Source organism: Streptomyces tritici (genome assembly GCF_048500665.1).
GTDB classification, from domain to species: domain Bacteria; phylum Actinomycetota; class Actinomycetes; order Streptomycetales; family Streptomycetaceae; genus Streptomyces; species Streptomyces tritici.
In genome coordinates, this window is sequence record NZ_CP183183.1 from 6,267,797 (window position 1) to 6,289,741 (window position 21,945).

Annotated in this window: 17 protein-coding genes; 14 read left to right on the top strand and 3 right to left on the bottom strand. The window is 72.0% G+C overall.

Annotated elements, in window-relative coordinates:
• Positions 1–39: 39 nt before the first annotated feature.
• Positions 40–1,011, bottom strand: coding sequence for an alpha/beta hydrolase (locus tag ACNJ93_RS28765; RefSeq protein WP_418960376.1), 972 nt, complete (start codon positions 1,009–1,011; stop codon positions 40–42).
• Positions 1,012–1,168: 157 nt separating this feature from the next.
• Here ACNJ93_RS28765 and ACNJ93_RS28770 point away from each other — a divergent pair, with 157 nt between their 5' ends.
• The 3 genes from ACNJ93_RS28770 to ACNJ93_RS28780 are packed head-to-tail and all read left to right on the top strand — an operon-like array spanning position 1,169 to position 3,967.
• Entirely contained in the window at positions 1,169–1,834 is a 666-nt protein-coding gene (locus tag ACNJ93_RS28770) for a hypothetical protein (RefSeq protein ID WP_418960377.1), read from the top strand.
• Entirely contained in the window at positions 1,827–3,197 is a 1,371-nt protein-coding gene (locus tag ACNJ93_RS28775; RefSeq protein WP_418960378.1) for a glutamine synthetase family protein, read from the top strand. The genes ACNJ93_RS28770 and ACNJ93_RS28775 overlap by 8 nt, the downstream gene beginning before the upstream one ends.
• Positions 3,194–3,967: a gamma-glutamyl-gamma-aminobutyrate hydrolase family protein gene (locus tag ACNJ93_RS28780; protein ID WP_418960379.1), complete on the top strand. Its 774-nt coding sequence runs from the start codon at positions 3,194–3,196 to the stop codon at positions 3,965–3,967. Before ACNJ93_RS28775 ends, ACNJ93_RS28780 begins: the two co-directional genes overlap by 4 nt.
• A gap of 160 nt (positions 3,968–4,127) precedes the next feature.
• On the opposite strand, the gene ACNJ93_RS28785 is transcribed toward ACNJ93_RS28780, so the two are convergent.
• Positions 4,128–4,721 (bottom strand): TetR/AcrR family transcriptional regulator, encoded by a 594-nt coding sequence (locus tag ACNJ93_RS28785; protein WP_418960380.1) that lies wholly within the window; start codon positions 4,719–4,721, stop codon positions 4,128–4,130.
• 355 nt (positions 4,722–5,076) lie between these two features.
• Here ACNJ93_RS28785 and ACNJ93_RS28790 point away from each other — a divergent pair, with 355 nt between their 5' ends.
• From ACNJ93_RS28790 to ACNJ93_RS28815, 6 genes are all read left to right on the top strand, one after another.
• Positions 5,077–5,778: a transporter gene (locus ACNJ93_RS28790; RefSeq protein ID WP_418960381.1), complete on the top strand. Its 702-nt coding sequence runs from the start codon at positions 5,077–5,079 to the stop codon at positions 5,776–5,778.
• A 104-nt stretch (positions 5,779–5,882) separates the two neighbouring features.
• On the top strand, positions 5,883–8,222 hold the full coding sequence (locus tag ACNJ93_RS28795; RefSeq protein WP_418960382.1) for an AMP-binding protein: 2,340 nt from the start codon (positions 5,883–5,885) through the stop codon (positions 8,220–8,222).
• Positions 8,223–8,290: 68 nt separating this feature from the next.
• Complete coding sequence (locus ACNJ93_RS28800; RefSeq protein WP_418960383.1) at positions 8,291–9,388, top strand: Zn-dependent alcohol dehydrogenase; 1,098 nt, start codon at positions 8,291–8,293, stop codon at positions 9,386–9,388.
• Complete coding sequence (locus ACNJ93_RS28805) at positions 9,388–10,878, top strand: aldehyde dehydrogenase family protein (protein ID WP_418960384.1); 1,491 nt, start codon at positions 9,388–9,390, stop codon at positions 10,876–10,878. Before ACNJ93_RS28800 ends, ACNJ93_RS28805 begins: the two co-directional genes overlap by 1 nt.
• Before the next feature lie 45 nt (positions 10,879–10,923).
• The gene (locus ACNJ93_RS28810; RefSeq protein WP_418960385.1) at positions 10,924–12,471 is read left to right on the top strand and encodes a long-chain-fatty-acid--CoA ligase; all 1,548 of its coding nucleotides are present in this window, start codon (positions 10,924–10,926) and stop codon (positions 12,469–12,471) included.
• A 90-nt stretch (positions 12,472–12,561) separates the two neighbouring features.
• Positions 12,562–13,911, top strand: a complete 1,350-nt coding sequence (locus ACNJ93_RS28815; protein WP_418960386.1) for an NAD(P)/FAD-dependent oxidoreductase — start codon at positions 12,562–12,564, stop codon at positions 13,909–13,911.
• Between the two features lie 31 nt (positions 13,912–13,942).
• Here ACNJ93_RS28815 and ACNJ93_RS28820 read toward each other — a convergent pair whose 3' ends face one another.
• Positions 13,943–15,124 carry a serine hydrolase domain-containing protein gene (locus tag ACNJ93_RS28820; protein WP_418960387.1) on the bottom strand — a complete coding sequence of 394 codons (1,182 nt, stop codon included), beginning with the start codon at positions 15,122–15,124 and terminating at the stop codon, positions 13,943–13,945.
• 354 nt (positions 15,125–15,478) lie between these two features.
• Between ACNJ93_RS28820 and ACNJ93_RS28825 the strand changes: the two genes are divergently transcribed.
• The 5 genes from ACNJ93_RS28825 to ACNJ93_RS28845 all read left to right on the top strand — a co-directional run bounded on the left by ACNJ93_RS28825 (position 15,479) and on the right by ACNJ93_RS28845 (position 21,932).
• A complete protein-coding gene (locus tag ACNJ93_RS28825) occupies positions 15,479–16,894 on the top strand; it encodes a DEAD/DEAH box helicase (protein WP_418960388.1) in 1,416 nt (471 codons plus the stop codon).
• 115 nt (positions 16,895–17,009) lie between these two features.
• On the top strand, positions 17,010–17,315 hold the full coding sequence (locus tag ACNJ93_RS28830) for a hypothetical protein (RefSeq protein ID WP_418960389.1): 306 nt from the start codon (positions 17,010–17,012) through the stop codon (positions 17,313–17,315).
• An 850-nt stretch (positions 17,316–18,165) separates the two neighbouring features.
• The gene (locus tag ACNJ93_RS28835) at positions 18,166–20,484 is read left to right on the top strand and encodes a FlgD immunoglobulin-like domain containing protein (protein WP_418960390.1); all 2,319 of its coding nucleotides are present in this window, start codon (positions 18,166–18,168) and stop codon (positions 20,482–20,484) included.
• Positions 20,485–20,743: 259 nt separating this feature from the next.
• A complete protein-coding gene (locus ACNJ93_RS28840) occupies positions 20,744–21,250 on the top strand; it encodes a DUF2165 domain-containing protein (RefSeq protein WP_418961561.1) in 507 nt (168 codons plus the stop codon).
• A 121-nt stretch (positions 21,251–21,371) separates the two neighbouring features.
• The gene (locus tag ACNJ93_RS28845) at positions 21,372–21,932 is read left to right on the top strand and encodes a SixA phosphatase family protein (protein WP_418960391.1); all 561 of its coding nucleotides are present in this window, start codon (positions 21,372–21,374) and stop codon (positions 21,930–21,932) included.
• Positions 21,933–21,945: the final 13 nt, after the last annotated feature.

Below are 21,945 nucleotides of genomic sequence, written 5' to 3' on the forward strand. Positions count from 1 at the left end.
TCAATGGGGAACGGGACCGAGTTGCGGGAGCGGGCGCGCTCACGCGCCGGCGACGTCGCGCAGATGGTGCGCCACCTGCCCGATCGCCTCGTCCGTCCTGCCGAACACGCCCACCTCCGTGAAGAAGCCGTGGAACACGCCGGTGCAGCGGGTCAGGGCGACCTCGACGCCGTCGCGCCGCAGCCTCGCCGCGTACGCCTCCGCGTCGTCGCGCAGCGGGTCGACCTCGGCGGTGAGGACCAGCGCGGGCGGGAGGTTCCGAAGCGACGCGGCGCGCATCGGGGCCGCGTAGCAGTCGACGGCTTCCGTGGCGTCCGGTCCGACGTACTGCTCCCAGAACCAGCGGGCGTCCGCGCCGGTCAGCAGGGGTGCGTCGGCGCACTCGGTCCACGACGGGGTGGTGAACGAGTCGTCGACCGCCGGGTAGACGAGCACCTGGGAGACGGGCTGGTCGAGCCCCAGGTCGCGCAGCTTGAGGCAGAGCGCGGCGGCGAGATTCCCGCCTGCGGAGTCCCCTCCGACGGCGATCGTGTGCGGATCGATGCCGAGCCCGGTGGCCGAGGCGCGCAGCCAGGCGAACGCGTCGAAGCAGTCGTCGAGCGCCGCCGGATACGGGTTCTCGGGCGCGAGCCGGTACTCCAGCGAGAGCACCGCCCAGCCGGACCGGGCGGCGATCGCGCGGCACACCTCGTCGACCCCGTCAAGGGTGCCCAGCACGAATCCGCCACCGTGCAGATACAGCAGGGCGGGGCGCGGGCCGGCGGACGCGGGGGAGTCGTCCGGGTGGTAGAGGCGGGCGCGGAGCTCGCCCGACCGGGCGGGCAGGGTCAGGTGGTCGACCCGATCCAGGGGGGTGAGGGGCTGCTCCGGCGGCGTGGTCGCCAGGAGCTTGCGTGCCGCTTCCACGCCCAGTTCGCGCACCGGTTGCCCGAGGACGGAGGCGAGGGCGAGGGCGACGGCCTGGGCGTCGGCGTCCAGCTGATCCCAATACGGAGGTTGCGCTTCGTTCACGGAAGGACCTCTTCCAAGTCATTGACAGGGGGTATGCCGTGCCTCACCATCCTAGTCATCTGATCGAGTCATTTGACCATGTCGATCACCCCCAACCGAGATCTCCGGCGGCCGATGCCCGGCGCGCGTGATCTCCCCTAGGCGAAAGGACTGGAGGATGACCGAAACCACGACGGTCCCTGCGGTGTCCGGAGCAGAGACGGCCTCCGAGGTCGACGTACGGATCGAGGACGACGCGGCTCCCCTCGTCCGGCTGATCGGCCGCACCCTGCGGGACTCCGTCCGCGCGGGTCATGCGCTCCCGGTGCTGCGGAAGCCGGCCGCCACGGTGGCGATCCGGTCCCACGACACGCCCCAGGCGGCGACGATCACGTTCGGCAGCGGCGTCGTCGAGGTGTCGAGCGGGGTCACCGCCGAACCCGACGCCACGATCACCGTCGACCTGAACGCCCGGTTCGCGCCCGCCGAAGCCCCCTCGGGCGACGCCGAGCTCGCCGCGGACGCGCTGCTCGCGCTGTCGCCGCCGGTGCCGGACTGGCAGGCGGCCGCCGAGCACTTCTGGACCTCCGCACGCTCTGTGCCCGGGATCCCGGACGTGCTCGTCGCGGTCACCGAAGGCCCCGACGGCCTGGAGCAGGTCGTGCTCGGCGAGGGCACGACGCAGTACCTGATCGCCGGAGCCCCGGAGACGCTCGCCGGAGTGTTCTCCGGAACCGACGACCTGCTCGCCGTGCTGTCCACCGGGCAGCTCGGCGTCATGGGCACCCTCTCTCAGCTGTCGGTCATGGTCGGCGCGTCCTGGAAGGTTCGTTACGATGTCTGAAATCACCCGATCCATCACGGAAGTTGACGGCCGTGACACCCGGCGCCGGGCCGTGCGGCTCGAGGCGACGAACCACGAGGGCTCGTTCCTCGGCAAGACCGTGGCGCCGAAGAAGTTCGCCTCCGGCGCGGACGCGGGATTCCCCTTCGCCGACCTCCTGTTCGGGCTCGACCTCGGCAACGCCCCGGCCCTGGGCTTCGCCTTCCCCGACTGGCGCGGGCATCTGGACGACGTCTACTTCCGCCCCGACATGTCGACGCTGGTCGAGTGGGAGCCGGGCCTCGACGCCGTGATCGGCGACTACTGGCTGAAGGACGGCACGCCCGTACCCCTCTGTCCGCGCAACCTCACGCGCAAGATGACCGCGCGGCTCGCCTCGCTCGGCTACACGGCGACCGTCGCCGTCGAGATCGAGGCGACCGTCTTCGAGGAGTCCGTCCACGAGGCGCGCGCCCGCGGATACCGCGACCTGACGCCGCTCGGCGGCAGCGCGGGCACGGCCTACCACCTCGCGAAGTCCCACGACTGGAAGGCGTACATGAACGCCGTCGCCGACCGGCTGGACGCGGTCGGCATCGAGTGGGAGGCGTGGAGCGACGAGGACGCCGCCGGCCAGATAGAGATCAACCTGGCGCCCGGCGACCCGATCGCGATCTGTGACGCGTGGGCGCGGACCCGCCAGATCATGCGCGAGGTCGCGTTCGACCTCGGGCGCACGGTCACCTTCATGGCCAAGCCCACCGCGGGCTACGGGCAGGCGTCGCACATCAACCTGTCCCTCCAGCGCGACGGCGTCAACGCGTTCTACGCCGAGGAGGGGCCGTCGGAGACGATGCGCCACGCCATCGGCGGCCTGCTCGCGACGCTCGAGGGCAACTGCTCGATCGTGCTCCCGCAGATCACCTCGTACCGGCGCCTGGTGGACCTCAGCGGCCCGCCGGTCACCGTCAGCTGGGGCATCAGCAACAAGACCGCGGCGGTCCGGGCGGTCTGCGGACACCCGTCGTACTCCCGGCTGGAGTACCGGGTGCCGGGCGCGGACGCGAACCTGTACCTCGCGCTCGCCGGCGTGCTGGCCGGCGTGATCGCGGGTCTCGAGCGCAAGATCGAACCGCCGGAGCCGGTCACCGACATGGCCTGGTGCATGCCTCCCGGCGTCATCACGCGCCTGCCGGACACCATCACCAAGGCCGCCGCCGCGCTCGAAGAGGACCTCATCCTCCGGGACCTCCTCGGATCCGAGTTCGTGGACTACTGGGTCGGATCGCGCCGGTGGGAGTGGATGCAGTTCCACACCGCGGGCGGCGACCCGTACTCCGAGCTCTCCCCGTGGGAGTCCGCCCGCTACTTCGAGCTGCCGTGAGCGGGCCGGTCGAGACGCCGGCCGCCGTCCGGCCGCTCGTCGGCATCACCGGCCGGCGGATACGGCTGGACCTGATCAGGGGCGCCGACCCCCGGTACGGCGACCGCTGCGCCGACAGCTACATGTCCGACTACGGGATCCGGATCGCCCGGGCCGGCGGTCTCCCGGTGAACCTCTCGTACGACACGGATCCGGAGGCGGTCTGCCACTGGCTGGCCGGCGTCGTCGTCACCGGCGGCCAGGACCTGCATCCGGCGTGCTGGGGCGGGGACCCGTCCGTCGTCCGCGACGTCGACCCCCGTACGGACCCGATGGTCCACGATGCCGAGCGGGACGCGTACGAGCTCGCGCTCGTGCGCGCCGCGCTCGACCGGGGGATCCCGGTGCTCGCCGTGTGCCGGGGCATGCAGGTCCTCAACGTGGCGCTCGGCGGCACGCTCGTCGCCGACCTCCCGCCCGGTGCGGTGCGGCATCTGTCGCCGGAGGCCGCGCTCACCGACGGCACGGCCGATCACCTGGTGACCTTCGAGCCGGGCTCGATCGTGGCGGGACTGTTCGGCCCTCGGGCGGTCACCAACTCGTGGCACCACCAGGCCGTCGACCGCTGCGGCGCGGGACTCGTCGTGACGGGCCGGACGGCCGACGGTGTGGTCGAGGCGGTGGAGCTTCCGGACGCGCCGGTCCTGGGCGTCCAGTGGCATCCGGAATGGATGGAGAGCGACGATCCGACGATGACGTGGATCGTGGAGGAATCCGTGAAACGCCTGTGACGACGGGGATCCGAGTGCGTGCGCCTGCGGCCGCCGGCGGACGCACGCGGATCCGCCGGCCGGGCCGTCCTCTGCGCGCAGCGGTCCGTCCGTCCTCTGCGGGCAGCCGTCGCCGCCGAGCCGGCGGACGGAGCGGCGCCGCTCGCGGAGGTCCTCCCGATCAGGCGGCGACCTTCGCGGCCAGCCAGGCATCGAGGACCTCGAGGACGACCTCCGCCTGCTCGGTGGCCCGGGTGCGGTCGGCCTGCGTCAGCCAGTGCAGGACGAAACCGTCCGACAGGGCTCCCACGACGTAGCCGATCCGGTCGATCGTCTCGGGCGCGATGTCCTGTCCGGCGGCCGTTCGCCGGAGGATCGAGCCCATGACCTCGTACGCCTCGGTGTACATGGCCTCGGCCGAATGGTCCTTGGTGCGCTGCGCCCAGCGGATCAGCTCGATGCTCGCGGAGGCGAGCTCCGAGGACTCGAGGTACCAGTCCATGAGAGCCCGGAGCATCGCGCGCGCCGACGCGGCGACGTCGCCGGGCACCTCGTTCGCCGTCAGCACCTCGCGGTAGCCCTCGGCCAGCCTCTCGAAGACGGCGGTGAACAGCAGTTCCTTGGACTGGAAGCAGTAGTGCAGCGTCGCCAGCGGCGCGTTGGCCTCCTCGGCGATCCGGCGGGTCGTCGCACCGTCGACGCCGTGGCTCGCGATCACTTGGATGGCGGCGTTGACCAGGTCGTTGCGCCGCTCGGCCGCCGGTACGCGTGCCACGTTGTGCCCCCTGAGAAAGTTGGACGATCGATCAAGTCAGTCATCAGGCTAACAGGCGGATTCCCGGCATCGGCGCAGGCCGCAACGCCTCCGCCCCAAATAATTGGTCAGATGACTTGATCGGCCGACCATGATGCAGCAGCATGAACGCACGACCCTCGCGAAGGCCCCGCGGCCCGCCTGGCGGCGGCCCGCCGGGCAGGCGGCTCGCCCGCGAAAGCCGAGCACCACCCCTCCACCGGCCGAGTCGCGGCCGGCCTCCCACCCCACCGCCCCGCTCGAACGGGACCCCTGCACCTCCATCGCGTCCGGCCCGGCCACCACGGTCCGACGTGACTCAGGAACCGAGGAAAACATGGCACTCAGAGAACTGTTCTTCCTGATCGCCGACGTCTGGATGATCACCGTCGGATTCACCTTCGGATGGAAGTTCATCCGGAACTACGGGAACTACCTGCTCGGCCTCGAGTGGATCATCGTCGCCACCTCCGGGTCGAACTTCCTCGTCTACGCGCTCCTGGGCGCCGACGAGAGCAGCCCCATGTACACCGCAGCGCACTTCCTCGACGCGTTCTCCCGGTCGGTCGGCATCACGCTGATCCTCGTCATGGGCCTGATGGGCGCGACGCACCGGTACAAGCCCTCCAAGGCGACCGACATCGGAGTGTTCGCCTTCGCGGCCGCTGTGGGGCTCGTCCTGCAGCTGTTCGGCGAGCGGCTGGGGCTGTCGCTGGCGATCTTCTACGTCGTCGTCAACGTGCTGACCACGCTGTTCCTGATCTACTTCTCGAAGCGGCTCTGGTCGATCGGGGCCAAGGGTCCCGCGATCTGGACGGGCCTCGCGACCGCCGCCGCCTTCGTCGTCGCCGCGACGTACGACTTCGTCCGCATCCCGGGCGACGACGCGGCGCACACCCTCTTCTACATCGCCGCGCTGAGCACCTGGGGCTTCCAGATGTGCACGTACTACCTCGGCTACCGCGCCCTGCACGCCCACAACGAAGCCGCCGACGCGGAAGCGGAGCAGCGCGCACAGACGCGCGTCGCCGGCGCCTGAGCCGAGAACCAAGGAGAACGTCCGATGCGGAGGAAGCAGTCGTGTCCGTGAACGAAACGCCCGAAGGAACGGGAGCCGTGGCCCCGCACCGTCCGCGACCGGCCGTGGCGCCCGAGCGAATGGGCGACGACCCGTCCGTCCCGACGCTGACCGGCTTGCTGGCCGAGCGCGCGCGTCGCTCGCCGGATCAGGAGTTCCTGCGCTTCGGGGACGAGTCCTGGACCTTCGCCGAGATCGACGCCTGGACCTCCAGGCTGGCGCACCGGCTGATCGAGACCGACGGCGTCCGGGCCGGCGACCGCGTCGCGATCATGCTTCCGAACATCGTGCACTGGCCCGTCGTGTGGCTGTCCGCACTGAAGGCCGGCGCGGTGGCGGTACCGATCAACTCCTCGTACAAGAAGGCCGATCTCACCTTCCTGCTGCGGGACTCGGGTGCCCGGGTCGTGTTCACCGACGGTGAGCGGGCCGGCCTGCTGAAGGAAGTCAGCGCTGCAGAGGGGGACTTGACGGACCTGCGCATCGTCGACGTCGCCGAGGACGGGTCCGAGCCCTTCCCGGCGACCGCTCCGGAGGTGCGCGCGACCGCCGAGACCCTGGCGAACCTGCAGTACACGTCGGGCACGACCGGCTTCCCCAAGGCGTGCATGCTCACCCACGACTACTGGGTGCGGCTGGCATGGACCTGCGCGGCGGTGACCGGTCTCGGCGCCGACGACGTCCTGCTCACGGCCCAGCCGTTCTCCTACATGGACCCGCAGTGGAACACCGCGGTCGCCCTGACCGTCGGGGCCCCGCTGGTGGTGCTCCCGCGGTTCTCCGCGTCGGGCTTCTTCGCCGACGTCCGCCGCCATCGCGCGACCTTCTTCTACGTCCTCGGGTCCATGCCGACGCTGCTGTTCAAGCAGCCGCCAAGCCCCGACGACCTGGACAACGACCTGCGCCTGGTGCTCTGTTCGGGCGTTCCGGTCGGCATCCACGCCGAGCTGGAGCGACGGTGGGGCGCGCCGTGGCGGGAGATCTACGGCATGACCGAGTCCGGCGTCGACCTGTTCAGCCCCGTCGACGACGTGGCCACCGTGGGCAGTGGGAGCCTGGGGCTTCCGGTGCCGACGAAGCAGGTCCGGGTGGTCGACCCGCAGGGCGCCGACGTGCCCGACGGCGAGCCCGGCGAGCTGATCGTCTCCGGGAAGCCGATGATGCTCGGCTACTGGAACCGTCCCGAGGACACCGCCCGGGTGCTGCGGGACGGCTGGCTGCACACCGGCGACGTCGTCGTCCGCCGGCCGGACGGCGGCGTCCAACTGGTCGGCCGGATCAAGGACATGGTGCGGCGCGGCGGCGAGAACATCGCGAGCGCCGAGGTCGAGGCCGTGCTCGAACGGGACGACGCGGTCGTGGCCGGCGCCGTCGTCGCCGAACCCGACGAGACGTTCGGCGAAGAGGTCAAGGCGTTCATCCAGCTCGCCCCCGGGGTACCGGCCGACCGCACGACCGCCGCGCGGATCGTCGACCGGGCCGGCCGGCAGCTCGCCCGCTTCAAGGTGCCCCGCTACGTCGAGTTCGTCGCCGACTTCCCCCGCACACCGTCCGAGCGCGTGTCCAAGCCGGCCCTGAAGCAGCGCGCCGCGGCCGAGCCCGGCGTCACGTACGACCTCGGCGCCCGGCGCGGAACCGCCGCGGCGACGGCGACCGACTTCCTCGGCGTCGAGGTCGTCCGCGGCGTGGCCGTGCTGACGCTGCGCCGTCCGGAGAAGCTGAACGCCATGGACGTGGCCACGCGGCTGCGGCTGGCGAGCGCCGTCCGGGAGTACGGCTGCGGCGACGACGTGCGCGGGATCGTGCTCACCGGGCAGGGCCGGGCGTTCTCGTCGGGGGAGGATCTCGGCTCCGTACCGGCCTCGTACGAGGAGGTCCGCACCGCCTTCGAGAGCTTCCACGACATCACCCGTGCCGTCCTGGAGACGCGGGTGCCGGTCGTCGCGGCCGTCAACGGCCTCGCGGTGGGCGGCGCTTCGGAGATCACGCTCTGCTGCGACGCGCGGATCGGAACCCCGGCGACGGAGTTCTACCAGCCGGAGAACAGCCGAGGCATCACGATCTCGAACGCGTCGAGCCTGCTGCTGACCCGCCTCGTCCGGAACCACGCGATGCGCATGGTCCTCGGCTCGCCGCGGATCGGCGCCGAGGAGGCCCTGCGGATCGGGCTCCTGGACGAGGTCGTCGCGCCGGACGAACTCGTCGACCGCGCCGTCGACCTGGTCCTCGCGTGGACGCCGGAGAGCAACACGACGGCGCTGCACCTCGCGCTCCTGCGCCCGGAGCCCGAGGAGATCGAGCGGGCCTTCGCCCGTGAGGACGCGGCCGCGCGGAGCGCCTGGGAGAGCGGGGTGTTCAGCGCGGGCATCGAGGGCTTCTGGGCAACGAAGGGCGCCGGCAAGTAGCTCCGGGACGCGCGCGGACACCGCACGTACACGAATCGAACGACTCGAACGACAGAGGAGACTTGGACGTGATCGACACAGAGGCCGCGGTGCTCACCGCGGTGAACGAGCCGCTGGAGCTGACGGCGATCCGGGTGGACGATCCCGAGCCGGACGAGGTGCGCGTCGCGGTCTCCCACGTGGGTCTCTGCCACAGCGACCTGCACTACATGACCGGAACGGTGCCGACCCCGCTGCCGGTGGTGGTGGGCCACGAGGTGGCCGGCGTGGTCGAGGCGGTCGGTTCCGCGGTGACCGGGCTGCGCCCGGGCGACCGCGTGGTCGGCGCGCTGACGCCGTCCTGCGGCCGGTGCGTCAACTGCGAGGCCGGCCGGTCGACGCAGTGCCTGCGCGTCGAGGAGATCCGGCGCCGCCCCCGGCCCGCCTTCCAACTGACCGACGGCCGGCCGGTCGAGCGGCTCGGTGACGTCGGCGCGTTCTCGCGGCACACCCTCATGCGGGAGAACGCGCTGGTCAAGCTGGACGACGCGGTGCCGCTGCACGTGGGCTGCCTCCTGGCGTGCTGTGTCATCACCGGCGTGGGCGCCGTCTTCCGCGGTGCCCGCGTACGGCCGGGGAGCACGGTCGCGGTGATCGGCTGCGGCGGCGTCGGGTCGGCCATCGTCCAGGGCGCCCGGCTCGCGGGAGCCTCGGCCGTCGTCGCGATCGACCTGGACGAGGCGCGGCTGAAGGCCGCGCGCGGCTACGGCGCGACCCACGTCGTGAACGGAGGCGCCGAGGACGTCGCCGCGGAGGTGCGGAACCTGCTCGGCGACGGCGTCGACTACGCCTTCGAGGCCGTCGGCTCGGCGCGCACCGCGGCCACGGCCCTGTCGGTGGTACGGGCCACCGGCACCGCCTGCCTGGTGGGCATCGCGCCGGAGGGAACCCAGCTCACGCTGCCCGCCTCGGACTTCTTCTTCGGCGAGAAGCGCCTCATCGGCTCGTACATGGGCTCCGGTCAGGTGCGCCAGGACATCACCCAGCTCGCGCGCCTGTACCAGCAGGGGCGGCTGCTGCTCGACGAGATGGTCACGCGGGTCATCCCGTTCGGCGAGATCAACAAGGGCTTCGAGGCGATGCGCGGCGGCGACGTCACCCGCATCGTCGTCGATCTGAGGGCCTGATGAACACGGATGCAGAGGTGACGCACATGTCGAGCGGCGAGACGGCGATTCCCCGGCCGGTGAACTACATCGCGGACGCCTGGAGCGACTGCGCAACGGTCGAGGGCCAATGGAACCTCGACCCCAACACCCGCGAACCGGTGCACCCCATGGTGACGACCGGCCCGGACGACGTCGAACGGGCGCTGCGGCACGCCGAGCGCGCGTACGGCGTCGGCCGGTGGGACGACGAGGCCCGCCAGGAGCGCGCGGACACGCTCGAACGCGTCGCCGCGCTCCTGGAGACCCGGGCCGAGGACATCGCCCGCACCGACTCCCTGACCAGCGGCGTGCCGATCGGCGTCACGCGGAAGGTGGCGGCCTTCCTGCCCGCCAGGATCCGGGCGACCGCCGCGGACCTGCGGAGCATCCCCCGCGTACGGGCGCTGGCCGCGGACGGCCGCGACGTCCGCCTCTACAAGGTCCCGTGGGGACCGGCCGCGATCCTCACCCCCTGGAACGGCCCGAGCTTCATCCCCGCGGCGAAGGTCGTGAGCGCGGTCGCGGCGGGCTGCCCGGTGATCCTCAAGCCGTCGGAGCACGCCCCGGGCAGCGCCCAGATCGTCGTCGAGTGCTTCGTCGAAGCCGGACTGCCCGCCGGCGCCCTGCAGCTCGTGCACGGCCGCGGCGAGGTGGGCGCCGCGCTGACCGGCGACCCGCGCGTCAAGATCGTGTCCTTCACCGGCGGCCCGGTCGCCGGCCGGGCCATCGCCCGCGCCGCCGCCGAGGACTTCAAGGTCCTTCAGCTGGAACTCGGCGGCAACAACCCCGCGCTCGTCCTGGACGACGCCGACGTCGAGGTCGCCGCCGACGGGATCTTCGAGGGCATGACCAAGCTGAACGGCCAATGGTGCGAGGGCCCGGGCAAGGTGCTCGCCCACCGGAGCCTGGTGGGGCCGCTGGTCGAAGCGCTGACCGAGCGCCTCGCCAAGACCGTCGTCGGCCACTCGCTCGACGAGGGCACCGAGCTCGGCCCGATCTCGAACGCCCCGCACTTCGCGACCCTGCAGAGCCGGATCGACGGGCTGCGCGCCCTGGGAGCCACCGTCCACCAGCCGGCCCGGCTGCCGGAGCTCGACGGGTTCTTCCTCTCGCCGACCGTCGCCGCCGGGGCCGACCCGGCGAAGGCCACCGCGGAGCTGTTCGGGCCCATCGTGTCCGTGCACGCCGTCGACTCCGCCGAGGAGGCGCTGCGCCTCGCGAACGCCCACCCGTCGGGACTCGACGCCTACGTCTTCGGCGGCGACGTCGAGCGGGCGATCGAGATCGGCTCGCGGGTGCTCGCGGGCGAGGTGCGCGTCAACGGCGCGAAGATCGCCGACCTCGGCGACGACTCCGCGCAGAGCTTCTGGGGCCCGGCCGGCCTCGGCGGCCACGGCCCGGCCGAGTCGGTGCGCGTGTTCTGCGGCGACCGCGTGGTCGGCGTCGACTCGCCGGACCTTCCGCTGTGACACGGCCCGCCCGATGACCGAACCCACCGCCGCTGGAGAACCACCGTGCTGAACCTCTCGCTCCTCCTGGAAGACTCCGCCCGCGCCCACCCGGACCGGGACGCGCTGGTCCTCGGGCCGCACCGGCTGACGTATCGTCAAGTCGACGCGGCCGCGAACCAGGTCGCCAACCTGCTGGTGTCCCGAGGCGTCCGGCCCGGCGACAAGGTCGCACTGAGCTGTCCCAACCTCCCCTCCTTCCCGATCGTCTACTACGGCATCCTCAAGGCCGGGGCGGTCGTGGTGCCGCTCAACGTCCTGCTCAAGGCCCGCGAGATCGCCTACCACCTGGACGACGCGGACGTCTCGGCGTACTTCTGCTTCGAGGGAACGCCGGAGCTGCCCATGGCCGCCGAAGGCCATGCCGGTTACCGCGAGGTCAAGGAGGTGGAGCACTTCTTCGTCATCACCGCCGACCCGAAGGCTCCCAGCCCGATAGCCGGTACCGAGACGCTCGGCCAGGCCCTGGCCGGCATGAGCCCCGCGTTCGAGTCCGTGGTCCGGGAACCGACCGACACCGCGGTCATCCTGTACACGTCGGGCACGACGGGCCGGCCCAAGGGCGCCGAACTCTCCCATGCCAACACGATGATGAACGTGATGGCCTGCAACCGGCTGTTCCGCAGCGAACCGGCCGGCGACAGCCATCTGGTGTGCCTGCCGCTGTTCCACACCTTCGGCGCGACGGTGCAGATGCACGCGGGATTCTCAATGGCCGCGACCCTGCACCTCGTCCCGCGCTTCGCCGCCCGTGACGTGGTCGAGCTGATGGACCGCGAGGACATCACGTTCTTCGCCGGCGTCCCCACCATGTGGTGGGGCCTGCTCGACGCCCTCACCGACGACATCGACGTCCACCGGATCGCCGCGAACCTGAGGATCGGCATCTCCGGCGGGGCGGCCCTGCCGGTCGAGATCATCAGCCGGGTCAAGGAACGCCTGGGCGTCACCGTGCTCGAAGGGTACGGGCTGTCCGAGACCTCGCCCGTCGCCACGTTCAGCGACCCCCGGCGCGCCTCCCGGCCGGGCTCGATCGGCGTCCCGATCTGGGGCGTCGAGCTGAAGCTGATCCAGCCGGACTGGACGGAGATCACCGAGCCCGGCGAGGTCGGCGAGATCGCGGTCAGGGGCCACAACGTCATGAAGGGCTACTACAACCGCCCGGAGGCGACGGCCGAAGCGATCCGCGACGGATGGTTCCGCACCGGAGACCTCGCACGACGCGACGAGGACGGCTTCTACTACATCGTCGACCGCGCGAAGGACCTCATCATCCGCGGCGGGTTCAACGTCTACCCGCGCGAGATCGAGGAGGTCCTGCTCACCCATCCCGCGGTGAGCCTGGCGGCGGTCATCGGCGTCCCGCACGACAGCCACGGCGAGGAGATCAAGGCGTTCGTGATCCCCGAGAAGGGCGCCGCCGTCACGGCCGAGGAGCTCGTCGCCTGGGGCAAGGAGCAGATGGCCGCCTACAAGTACCCCCGCATCGTCGAGATCGTGCCGAGCCTGCCCATGACCGGCACCGGAAAGATCCTGAAGCGCGAGCTGGCCTGAGACCGAGCCGGGACTCGCCGAGCCGAGCCGGGCCGAGCCCGAAACGGCGCCCCCCCGCTGCGTACGACGCGAAACGAGGAACAGCGAGAGATGAAGACGGACAACGTCGCGTACACCACCTTCAGCGGGTGGGTCGACCCGCCCACCGACGTCCGGCCCGCCCTGCGCGAGGACGTCACGTGCGAGGTCGCGGTCGTCGGCGGCGGCCTGGCGGGCATGTCGACGGCCCTGCGCCTGGCCGAACGCGGCCGGGACGTGGTGCTCCTGGAGGCCGAGTTCTGCGGCCACGGCTCCGCCTCGCGCAACGCCGGACAGGTGGCGGGCGCCCCGGGCGGCGACATCCAGCTCCTGAGCCTGCTCTACCCCAGGAGGTTCTCCGGCATCGTCCGGATGGCGGACAACGCCGGCCACTTCCTGGAGCGGCTGGTCGAACGACTCGACATCGACTGCGACTACGAACCGGTGGGCAACGTCTGCGCCGCCGTGTCCCGGGGCCAGATGGGCCGGGTGCGCCGCGTGACGAAGCTCCTGCGCAAGGCCGGCGCGAAGGTCGAACTGGGCACAAGCGCCGAACTCGGCATCCCCCGCGGCTTCCTCGGCGGCATGCGCGAGTCCGTCGGCGGGACGATGAACCCCGGCAAGTTCAGCCTGGGCGTCCGCGACGCCGTCCTCGCGTCGAGCGCCCGGGTGTACGAGCGGACGCGCGTCACCGACGTCACGCGGAACGGCGGCGGTGGGGTCGTGATCAGGACACCGGGAGGCGAGGTACGCGCGCAGAAGCTCGTGCTCGCGACGAACGCCTTCGGCGGCGAACTGGCCATCGCTCCGAAGCGGCTCTCCTCGCCGATCTGGGTCACCGAGGTCGAGACCGAGCCGATCGACCCCGCGCGCCTGGCCGCGCTGGGATGGACGAGCCGGTCCGGCGTGGTGACGCAGCACAACATCATGGAGAACTACCGCCTGACCTCCCGCAACACCATCGTGTTCGGCGTCCGTCGGCTCCAGCGGGGCACGAGCCACCCGCTGCCCCCGAGGCAGCCGGACGAGGCCGTCGTCGCCGACCTCGCCCGCGCCTTCGAACGGCGCTTCCCCGCCCTCGCTGACGTCGCGGCCGCGCGCGCCTGGGGCGGATGGGTCGGGATCACCTCGTCGTGGCTTCCGCTCGCCGGCACGATCGGCGACGACGTCTTCTACTCGGTCGCCTGCAACGGCCACGGCCTGGCCCAGGCGCCGTACGTCGGCTCCCTCATCGCCGACCTGATTGTGGACGGGGAACGGCACGAGGACCTGAAGGCGCTCTGGGCGAAGAAGCCGAGGTTCCCCCGCCCTGTGATGATGGGCGCCCTGGGACTGCGGATGATCTGGACCGTCGACCGTTTCAACGACCTGATCAACGGAAGCCGGCGGAACGCCCTGCGCGGAGCGGCCCCGGTGAACTGACCGGGGCCGGTGCCGAGGGAGCGGGAACGGCTCAGTGGCGGTCCTTCAGGAGGGCGCAGGCGAAGTCCTCCTGGACCGTGCGGAGTCGGGCGAGCAGAGCGGGCTTGATGCTCTTGCTGGTCTGGGTGTTGATGGTGAACGTGAGGGAGCGGCTGCCGTCCGGGGTCGTGGCGGCGAGCTGGGTGTAGCCGGGGGTGTTTCCGGTGTGGCCGTAGAGCACGCCGCAGCGCGTCGTGTACTGGAAGATCGCCAGCCCGGCGGCGTTCGTTCCGGGGCCGGCGGGCTCGGAGGAGTCGCCGGGCCGGAAGGCGAACTGTTCCTCGCGGACCTCCGGCGACAGCAGGGCGGGGCCGCCGTACCCGCGGATGAAGGCGCCCAGGTCCCTGGGGGTGGAGACGATGCCGCCGGACGCCCAGGCCCCCGAGGCGCTGATGGCCTCGCTGATGTCCTCCGGCGGCTCCGGCGGGGTGACGTCGTAGCCGTGCAGGAACGGGCGGGGCAGCGTGTGACCCGAGGGCAGGCTGGTGCGGTGCAACGCCAGGGGACGGTACACGAGTTCCCGCAGGAGCTCCTCGTACGGGCGGCCGGTGACGGCCTCGGCCATCAGGGCGACGGCGATGTTGTCGGAGTTGGAGTACTCGTAGAGGGTGCCGGGGACGAAGAGCAGCGGCTCGTTCGCCACGAAGCCGAGGAGGCTGCGGGAGTCGAAGACGTGGCGGGGGTCGGCCCGGACGATGCGCTGGAACTCGGGAGAGCCGGAGAAGTCGGGCAGGCCGCTGGTGTGCTGCAGGAGTTGACGCAGCGTCACCGCGTGCCAGGCCGCGGGCTGGGCGGGCAGGCGGCTGCCGATGGTGTCGTCGAGGGAGAGCAGCCCCTGGGCGACGAGCCGGAGGGCGACGGCTCCGCTGAACGCCTTCGCGATGCTGGCGATGCGCATGTGGTCGTCGAGGTGGGGCGGGCGGCCGGTGGCGAGATCCCCGACGCCGGAGGTGTAGACCCGCGTACGGTCACCGCGGGTGAGGACGGCGATCGCCCCGGGCGGCCCGTCCTCCTGGGCGACCAGCCGGTCGAGCTGCCGCTGCAGGTGCTGCTCCCCGGTCTCGGAGCCGCCCGCCGCCTGGGCGGACGGGAGCAGCGCGCCGAGTGCGGCGGCGGTCAGGGCGGTGGCGGACAGTCCGGCGCGGAAGCGGCGGGCGCGGGCGCGGGTAGGCACGGGTCTCTCCTTGGGGGCGGAGGGGGCGGCCGGCCCACCGTGGACGCTCGGCCGGTGCTCTCTGCCTAACACCTGGCGCGGGGGCCGGAGCCCACGGCGCGGGTGACGGCGTCCGGTCGGCGGACATGCAGTGCCCCTTCACCGGGCGTGTCGCGGCGTCTGCGGGCCATGGACGGGGCGCGGTGGAGACGACCGGCGTCCGGCACGGATGCTGTGCCATCCGTGTTAGTGTCGTGCGTTTGCGTGGTCGTCGTGGTCGGCGTTCCTGCGTGCTCGGCTTCGCTGGTGCGAGGGCCGGTTCCAGTCTGCCGGGCCTTCCTCGGCACGTTTTCCCTGCGGAAGGCTGTTCTGCTCATGATCCATCCCGACGACTCCGGCACCGCTCACGGCTGCCCCGCCGAGCCCGGTGCCACGACTCCGGTACGGCCCCCGGCCGTCTCCTTCGCCGACCTGCGACTGCCGGCGGAGGTGCTGCGCACGCTGGGCGAGCTCGGGGTACGCGAACCCTTCCCGATCCAGGCCGCCACTCTGCCCGACGCCCTGGAGGGGCGTGACGTCCTGGGGCGCGGGCGCACCGGATCGGGCAAGACGCTGGCCTTCGGCCTGCCGCTGCTCACCCGTACGGCGGGGCGGCGCGCCGAACCGAAGCAGCCCCTCGCGCTGGTCCTCGTACCGACCCGGGAGCTGGCCCAGCAGGTCACGCAGGCGCTGACGCCGTACGCCGAGGCGTTGCGCCTGCGGATGGCCACGGTCGTCGGCGGGATGTCGATCGGCCGGCAGGTCGCCGCGCTGCGCGAGGGGGCCGAGGTGCTCGTCGCCACCCCCGGACGCCTGCACGACCTGATCGAGCGCAACGCCTGCCGGCTGGGACGGGTGCGGATCACCGTGCTGGACGAGGCCGACCAGATGTGCGACATGGGATTCCTGCCGCAGGTCACCGAGGCGCTCGACCAGGTGCACCCCGACGGTCAGCGGATGCTGTTCTCGGCCACGCTGGACGACGACGTCGATCAGCTGGTCCGCCGCTACCTCCACGACCCCGTCGTCCACTCGGTCGACCCGTCCGCGGGCGCGGTCTCGACGATGCAGCACCACCTCCTGGTCGTCCACGGCCCCGACCGCTACGCCGTCACCACGGAGATCGCCGCCCGCGACGGTCGCGTCCTGCTGTTCCTCGACACCAAGCACGGCGTCGACCAGCTCACCCGGCATCTGCGGGCCGGCGGGGTGCACGCCGCGGCCCTGCACAGCGGCAAGTCGCAGCCGCAGCGCACCCGGACGCTGGCGCAGTTCAAGAACGGCGAGATCACCGCCCTGGTGGCGACCAATGTCGCGGCCCGTGGCCTGCACGTCGACGACCTCGACCTCGTGGTCAACGTCGACCCGCCCACCGACCCCAAGGACTACGTCCACCGCGCCGGCCGCACCGCCCGCGCCGGCGAGTCCGGCAGCGTGGTCACGCTCGTCCTGTCGGGCCAGCGCCGCGAGACGAGCCGCGTGCTGGCCGAGGCCGGCATCGCGCCGACCGTCACCAAGGTGCGCTCGGGCGAGGCGGAACTGAGCCGCATCACCGGCGCCAAGGCTCCCACCGGCATCCCGCTGGACGGCGCGCCCGCCTCCGCCCGCCCCAAGAACACCAACACCCCCTTCCGCGGCCTCGGCACCAGCAAAGCCACCCCCCGCGGCACCGGCGGCAAGTCCCGCAAGACCGCCGAGGCCCGCAAACTCGCCGAGGCCCGCAAGGCCGCCCAGATCCGCCGCGGCGGCTGAGCCGGCCCCTGGCGCGGCGATCGGGCCGCGTCACCACCCACGCCACTCGCCGCGCCCGCCAGGGCTTCCGGTCCGGATAAAGTCGCGCTCGTGGGTTCGAGGCCCTGGACCCAAAATGGAGCGGGGGCGACCGAGGGGGATCAGCAGCCAGGTACGAGAGCACAACTGCCTGATCGCGGCGAACGATGTCGAGCTGGTCTTCCTGCCGACGTACGGAGCGTGGCTGAACCGGATCGAGTCGGAGTTCGCCGCCCTGCGCTACTTCGCCCTGAACGGAACCGACCACCGCGGCCACAGCGAACAGAACGCCGCCATCGGCGCCTACATCCGCCGGCGCAATGACCGCGCCGAACCGAAGTCGAACTTCGCCCCTGACTCACCCCTCCGCACGTGGACCCGGTACCCGGCCGAAGCGGCGTGACCAGCCCTTAAGACGCCCCTCACTCGCCAACCACGGGTGAAAGTGCGTACGTCCCAGGACGTCCCCGCTGTGCACCGCCGCCACTGCACCAACCACCGGCGTGGAAAGGAGCGTGAGAAGCATCGGTCCGTAGCCGCCGTCAAAGGCGACCGCCACAACGACCGCTTCACCGAGATACATCGTGCCCGCGACACAGCCGGCGAGCAGCCCCCGCAACGGAGCCCGAGCGGCAAGCCATTCGGGCGACAGAGCAAGCGCCACACCGGTAGCCGCACCGAGCAGGACACCAACCCCCAGGCTCCCGCACACGAGGACAACGGCCCGCAAGAGACCCGCCAGGGTGTCATGCAACCCGGTGCGAAGCCACATCACCGCACCCACGAGCGCCACCGAGCCGAAAACTGCCGCTGGCACCGACCCGATCCGTACCCCGAGCCGGACGCCCCGCCTGACCACAGCCCCCACCACCATGCACCCCCAGCTCGACCACCTGTCACCCTACTTGGCGCACACCTGGTTCAGAGGTCGAGGTACGGCCGCTTGCAGGCTGGTTGAACGGCAGATCAACCACCCGGTCAAGGGTCAGGGCAGAGCCACTGGGGACCCGGTGGTCAGGTCGCGGTGGGGATGCAGGGCGTAGACGTAAGCGATGCCGCTGTCGTCGACGGGCGAGTCCGTCTTCGGGCTGTGCTCTGCCCCCGCCGGGGGCTGGTGGCGAACCCGTCGCTCTGCCCGGTCCGAGATCGAAGAAAGGCATCAGTTGTGTGCACAACTCCGTCCGCAGAGTGTACTGTTAACCGCGTTCACAGCACGATGTCGAAACTTCGCCTGTTAACGCATGGGGGGTCAGGTGTCTCATCACCTGCGCACAATCAGCCGTACCAACGGAGCCGACCGAGCCGGCCGGACCCGGCGTACCGCCACCGCGGCTGCCGTTCTCGCTGTTCTTGCCGCAGGTCCGGTCGTCGTCCTGCCGGTCACGGCCCATGCGGCCGAGGCTGCCGGGGCGGCCGAAGTCCTCGTCCCGGCTCCCGACGCCTACGCCTCCGGGCCCGAGACGCTGCTGGCGACCGGGAGTCAGGGCGTCCTGCACCGCGAGGGCGGTGGCTACCTCTGGACCAACACGTACAACAGCCGTACCAAGCCCCTCCCGGAGCTCGACGGCGTGCCGGAGGACGCGATCGTCCGGGGCCACGACGAGTACAACCGTGTCGTCTACACGAAGCCGCGCGAGGACGGCGGCACGGACATCGTGCGGATCGGCATCGAGGATCCGCTCTACACCAACACCTACACCGTGCCCGCCGGTTACCTGAATCCTCGCGTCGCCAACGGCTGGACCCTGGCCACCGTGGACCAGGGCGACGGCACGTACCAGCTGCGCGTGGCGCTCGGCCGGGCCCCGGCGGACGACCCCGTCGTGCAGTTCCCCGCCGGAGCCACCACCGGCGCCGTGCCCGTGCTGCTCGGCGCCCACTACAACCGGCTCCTCATCGGCTGGCGCAACGCCGACGGCACCCCGGGGTACGGCATCCTCACCGCGTACAACGGCACCGTCCAGCCGCTGCCCGTGACCGGCGAGGCGAGCAGCTTCCGGATCACGCAGAACACCGTCAGCTGGTTCACCCGCAGCGGGGAGCCGGGCGTGCGGGTCATGGCGCGCGACAACATGTCCGCCGCCCCGCGCATCGTGCCGCTCCCGACGCAGTCGGCCGACAGCAAGGTCACGTCCTTCGTCGTGGGCGACAACGTGCTCTGGTACGAGGGCGACGGCGGGCCTCTGCGCCTCACCCCCTTCGCCGGGGCGGAGACCGAGCGGACGCTGCTGAGCGACGTCGAGACGACGTTCCTGCGCACCGAGGGCGGGGGTTCGCTGGTCGCGCTCGGCAAGGACGCCGACGGCAAGCGCGCCATCCACCACTTCAGCGTGGACGGTTCCGGACTCGTCTTCGACCTGCCCCTGCGCGAGGTACCGGGAAGCAAGACGGCGGACGGCCGGATCCAGGCGCTGAGCCTGGACCGCGGGCGGCTCCGGTACGTCAACTCTCTTGAAGGCAAAGAGACGTTGCACGGGACGGGCATCGGAGCCGGACTCGACCCGGTGAAGGGAGCGGTGCTCGCCGACTTCCCCGGCCCGGCGGCGGGGCGCTTCGCCGACGGCACCGACGAAGGGCTGGCCCGCCTGGTCCAGGACGCGGACACGGGTGCCGACGTGCTGGTGACCGGCGACGACCCGGAGCACCCGGTGGACCGTTTCACGCTGCCGGGCAAGGACGGCCGGATCCTCGACGCGGCACCGGAGTTCGTGCTGTACGAGGCGGCCGGACGGCAGTACGTCGTGGACACCGCACGCGACGTCGTCGTCCGCGAACAGCGCGCCCAGGCCGCCGCGCTGGAGCAGAAGTGGCTGCTCAAGCCGGCGCAGCAGAACCCCGGCACGGTGAAGGTGATCAACGTGCTCTCCGGCAACGTGACCGAGACCGTCGCGCTGGGCACCGCGTGCGTACCGTCCGAACTCCAGCGCAGCGGCACGCTGTTCTACTGGAGCTGCGCCTCCCAGGACGCGGCGGGCGTACGCGACCTCGCGACCGGGCACACCTACCCGGCCCCGACGACGGGCGTCCTCCTGGGCGACCGCTTCCTCGCGCACCGCGACGGCTCCGGCGACCTGCGCCTCACGGGGCTGCAGGGTGACGGCACCACCGCCGACCTGGGCACCGTCACCGGCCTGAAGGCGCCCGCGAGCGGAGACGGGCGCGGCACCACCTGGACCCTCGACCCGGGCGCCGGCAAGCTCGCCTGGGTCGACACGGAGGACACCGTCCACGTCACCGCACCGCAGCAGGCGGTCTCCCCGCTGCGGGTCGCCCGCACCGCGGCGCCTCGCTCCCTGGTGCAGGACGGCACCGCCGAGTGGTCCGCCGCATGGTGGCTCTCCAAGCCCGCCGCGTCCTGGCGGGTGACCCTCACCCACCGCGAGACCGGCGAGGTGGTGCGCACCTGGACGGGCGGGGAAGCCCTCAGCGCCGTACGCGTCTCCTGGGACGGCACGTCCGACGCGGCCACCCCGGTGCCGGCCGGCGCCTACACCTGGCAGCTGACCTCCACCCCGTCGGACGGCACCAGCGCACAGGCGACGGCCAAGGGCCTCGTCCAGGTCACGTCCTGACGAAAGGCACCGGCTCGGCAGCCGGCGCCTTCCCCGACGAACGCGACTCGGGGAAGGCGCCGGCCCGCCGCGGGGCGCGGCAGGAGGAGGGCTGGAAGGCCGCGCAAGTGGGGAAGGGACGGTACGAGCCGCGGCCCAACCGCCCGCGGGACCAAGGGAGGACACGTCCATGGCACAGGCCCACCGGCCGACCGGCACCGATTCCGGCACTCGTTCCCGGGGAACGGCCCCCGCCGCCCAGCGGAACTGGCTCCTCCGGATGGGCGCGCCGCCCGTCGCGGCGAGCGCGCTGACGGCGACCGTCGCGCTCTACATGACCCTGGTCGCCTTCGGGAACATCACGGACTTCGGAACCAACCAGCAGTTCGTCCAGCACGTCCTGAGCATGGACACCACGTTCAAGGACCCCGACCTGATGTGGCGGGCGATCGAATCCCCCGCCCTCCAGAACGCCGCCTACGTCGCCATCATCGTCTGGGAGACGCTGGCGGCCGTGGTCCTCCTCGCCGCCACCTGGTTCTGGATCACAGGGCTGCGCCGCGACGCGTACGACCGCGCCCGCGCCGCGAGCACGGTGGGCCTGGTGATGGTCCTGCTGCTTTTCGGCCTCGGCTTCCTCGCGATCGGCGGCGAGTGGTTCGCCATGTGGCAGTCGTCCGACTGGAACGGCCTGGACGCCGCGGCCCGCAACGTCGCGCTGGCCGCCTTCACGCTCCTCGTGGTGCACCTGCCCGGCGTCCGTCGAGCCGGCGCCGAGCGGACCTGACACGCCCCGCGCCGGGCGACGGGGGGGCTCGCACGCTGCCGGGCCGGTGCGTGCGGCCCCCGCGACGGGGTAGGCGCATGCCGGAACGACCCGGAGCCGTACGCCCGCGGAAGGAGACGTCATGTCCCTGGACCCCGGATCCCGGCCGGCGTCACCGGGCGGCGACGGCGCGGCCGGGGTGCGGCTGCTGCTGGTGCGCCATGCGAAGGCGGTGCGCAAGGACCGGCCGGTCGACGATTTCGACCGCGAGCTGAGCAAGCGGGGCAGGAAGGACGCGCCCCGGACCGGGCGCCGGCTCGCGGACGGCGGCCCCAGGCCCGACTTCGTGCTCTGCTCCCCGTCGCGCAGAACCCGCCAGACCTGGCGGCTCGCGGCCGCCGAGCTGGACGACCCGCCGCCCGTCGTCTACGACGAGCGCCTCTACAACGCGCCGCCGAGCAAGCTGGTCTCCGTACTGGCGGAGCGGGGCCCGGGCCTTCGTGCCGTGGCCCTCGTCGGCCACAACCCGGGGATCCACGAGCTGGCCGTCGGCCTGTGCGGGAGCGGCCCTCCGGACCTGCTGGAGCGGGTGAGGGCAGGCTTCCCGACCTCGGGAGTGGTGGTGATCGAGGTGCCCGGCGGCTGGGAGGGGCTGTCTCCCGGCAGCGGACGGGTGATCGCCTGCTGGTCACCGTCCGACTGATCCCGGGGCCGCC

Coding starts and splice junctions, on each gene's coding strand:
- ACNJ93_RS28830 (WP_418960389.1), top strand. CDS start 17,010: ATGGAGCGGGGGCGACCGAGGGGGATCAGCAGCCAGGTACGAGAGCAC.
- ACNJ93_RS28840 (WP_418961561.1), top strand. CDS start 20,744: ATGGGCGCGCCGCCCGTCGCGGCGAGCGCGCTGACGGCGACCGTCGCG.
- ACNJ93_RS28805 (WP_418960384.1), top strand. CDS start 9,388: ATGAACACGGATGCAGAGGTGACGCACATGTCGAGCGGCGAGACGGCG.
- ACNJ93_RS28770 (WP_418960377.1), top strand. CDS start 1,169: ATGACCGAAACCACGACGGTCCCTGCGGTGTCCGGAGCAGAGACGGCC.
- ACNJ93_RS28790 (WP_418960381.1), top strand. CDS start 5,077: ATGGCACTCAGAGAACTGTTCTTCCTGATCGCCGACGTCTGGATGATC.
- ACNJ93_RS28845 (WP_418960391.1), top strand. CDS start 21,372: ATGTCCCTGGACCCCGGATCCCGGCCGGCGTCACCGGGCGGCGACGGC.
- ACNJ93_RS28825 (WP_418960388.1), top strand. CDS start 15,479: ATGATCCATCCCGACGACTCCGGCACCGCTCACGGCTGCCCCGCCGAG.
- ACNJ93_RS28775 (WP_418960378.1), top strand. CDS start 1,827: ATGTCTGAAATCACCCGATCCATCACGGAAGTTGACGGCCGTGACACC.
- ACNJ93_RS28815 (WP_418960386.1), top strand. CDS start 12,562: ATGAAGACGGACAACGTCGCGTACACCACCTTCAGCGGGTGGGTCGAC.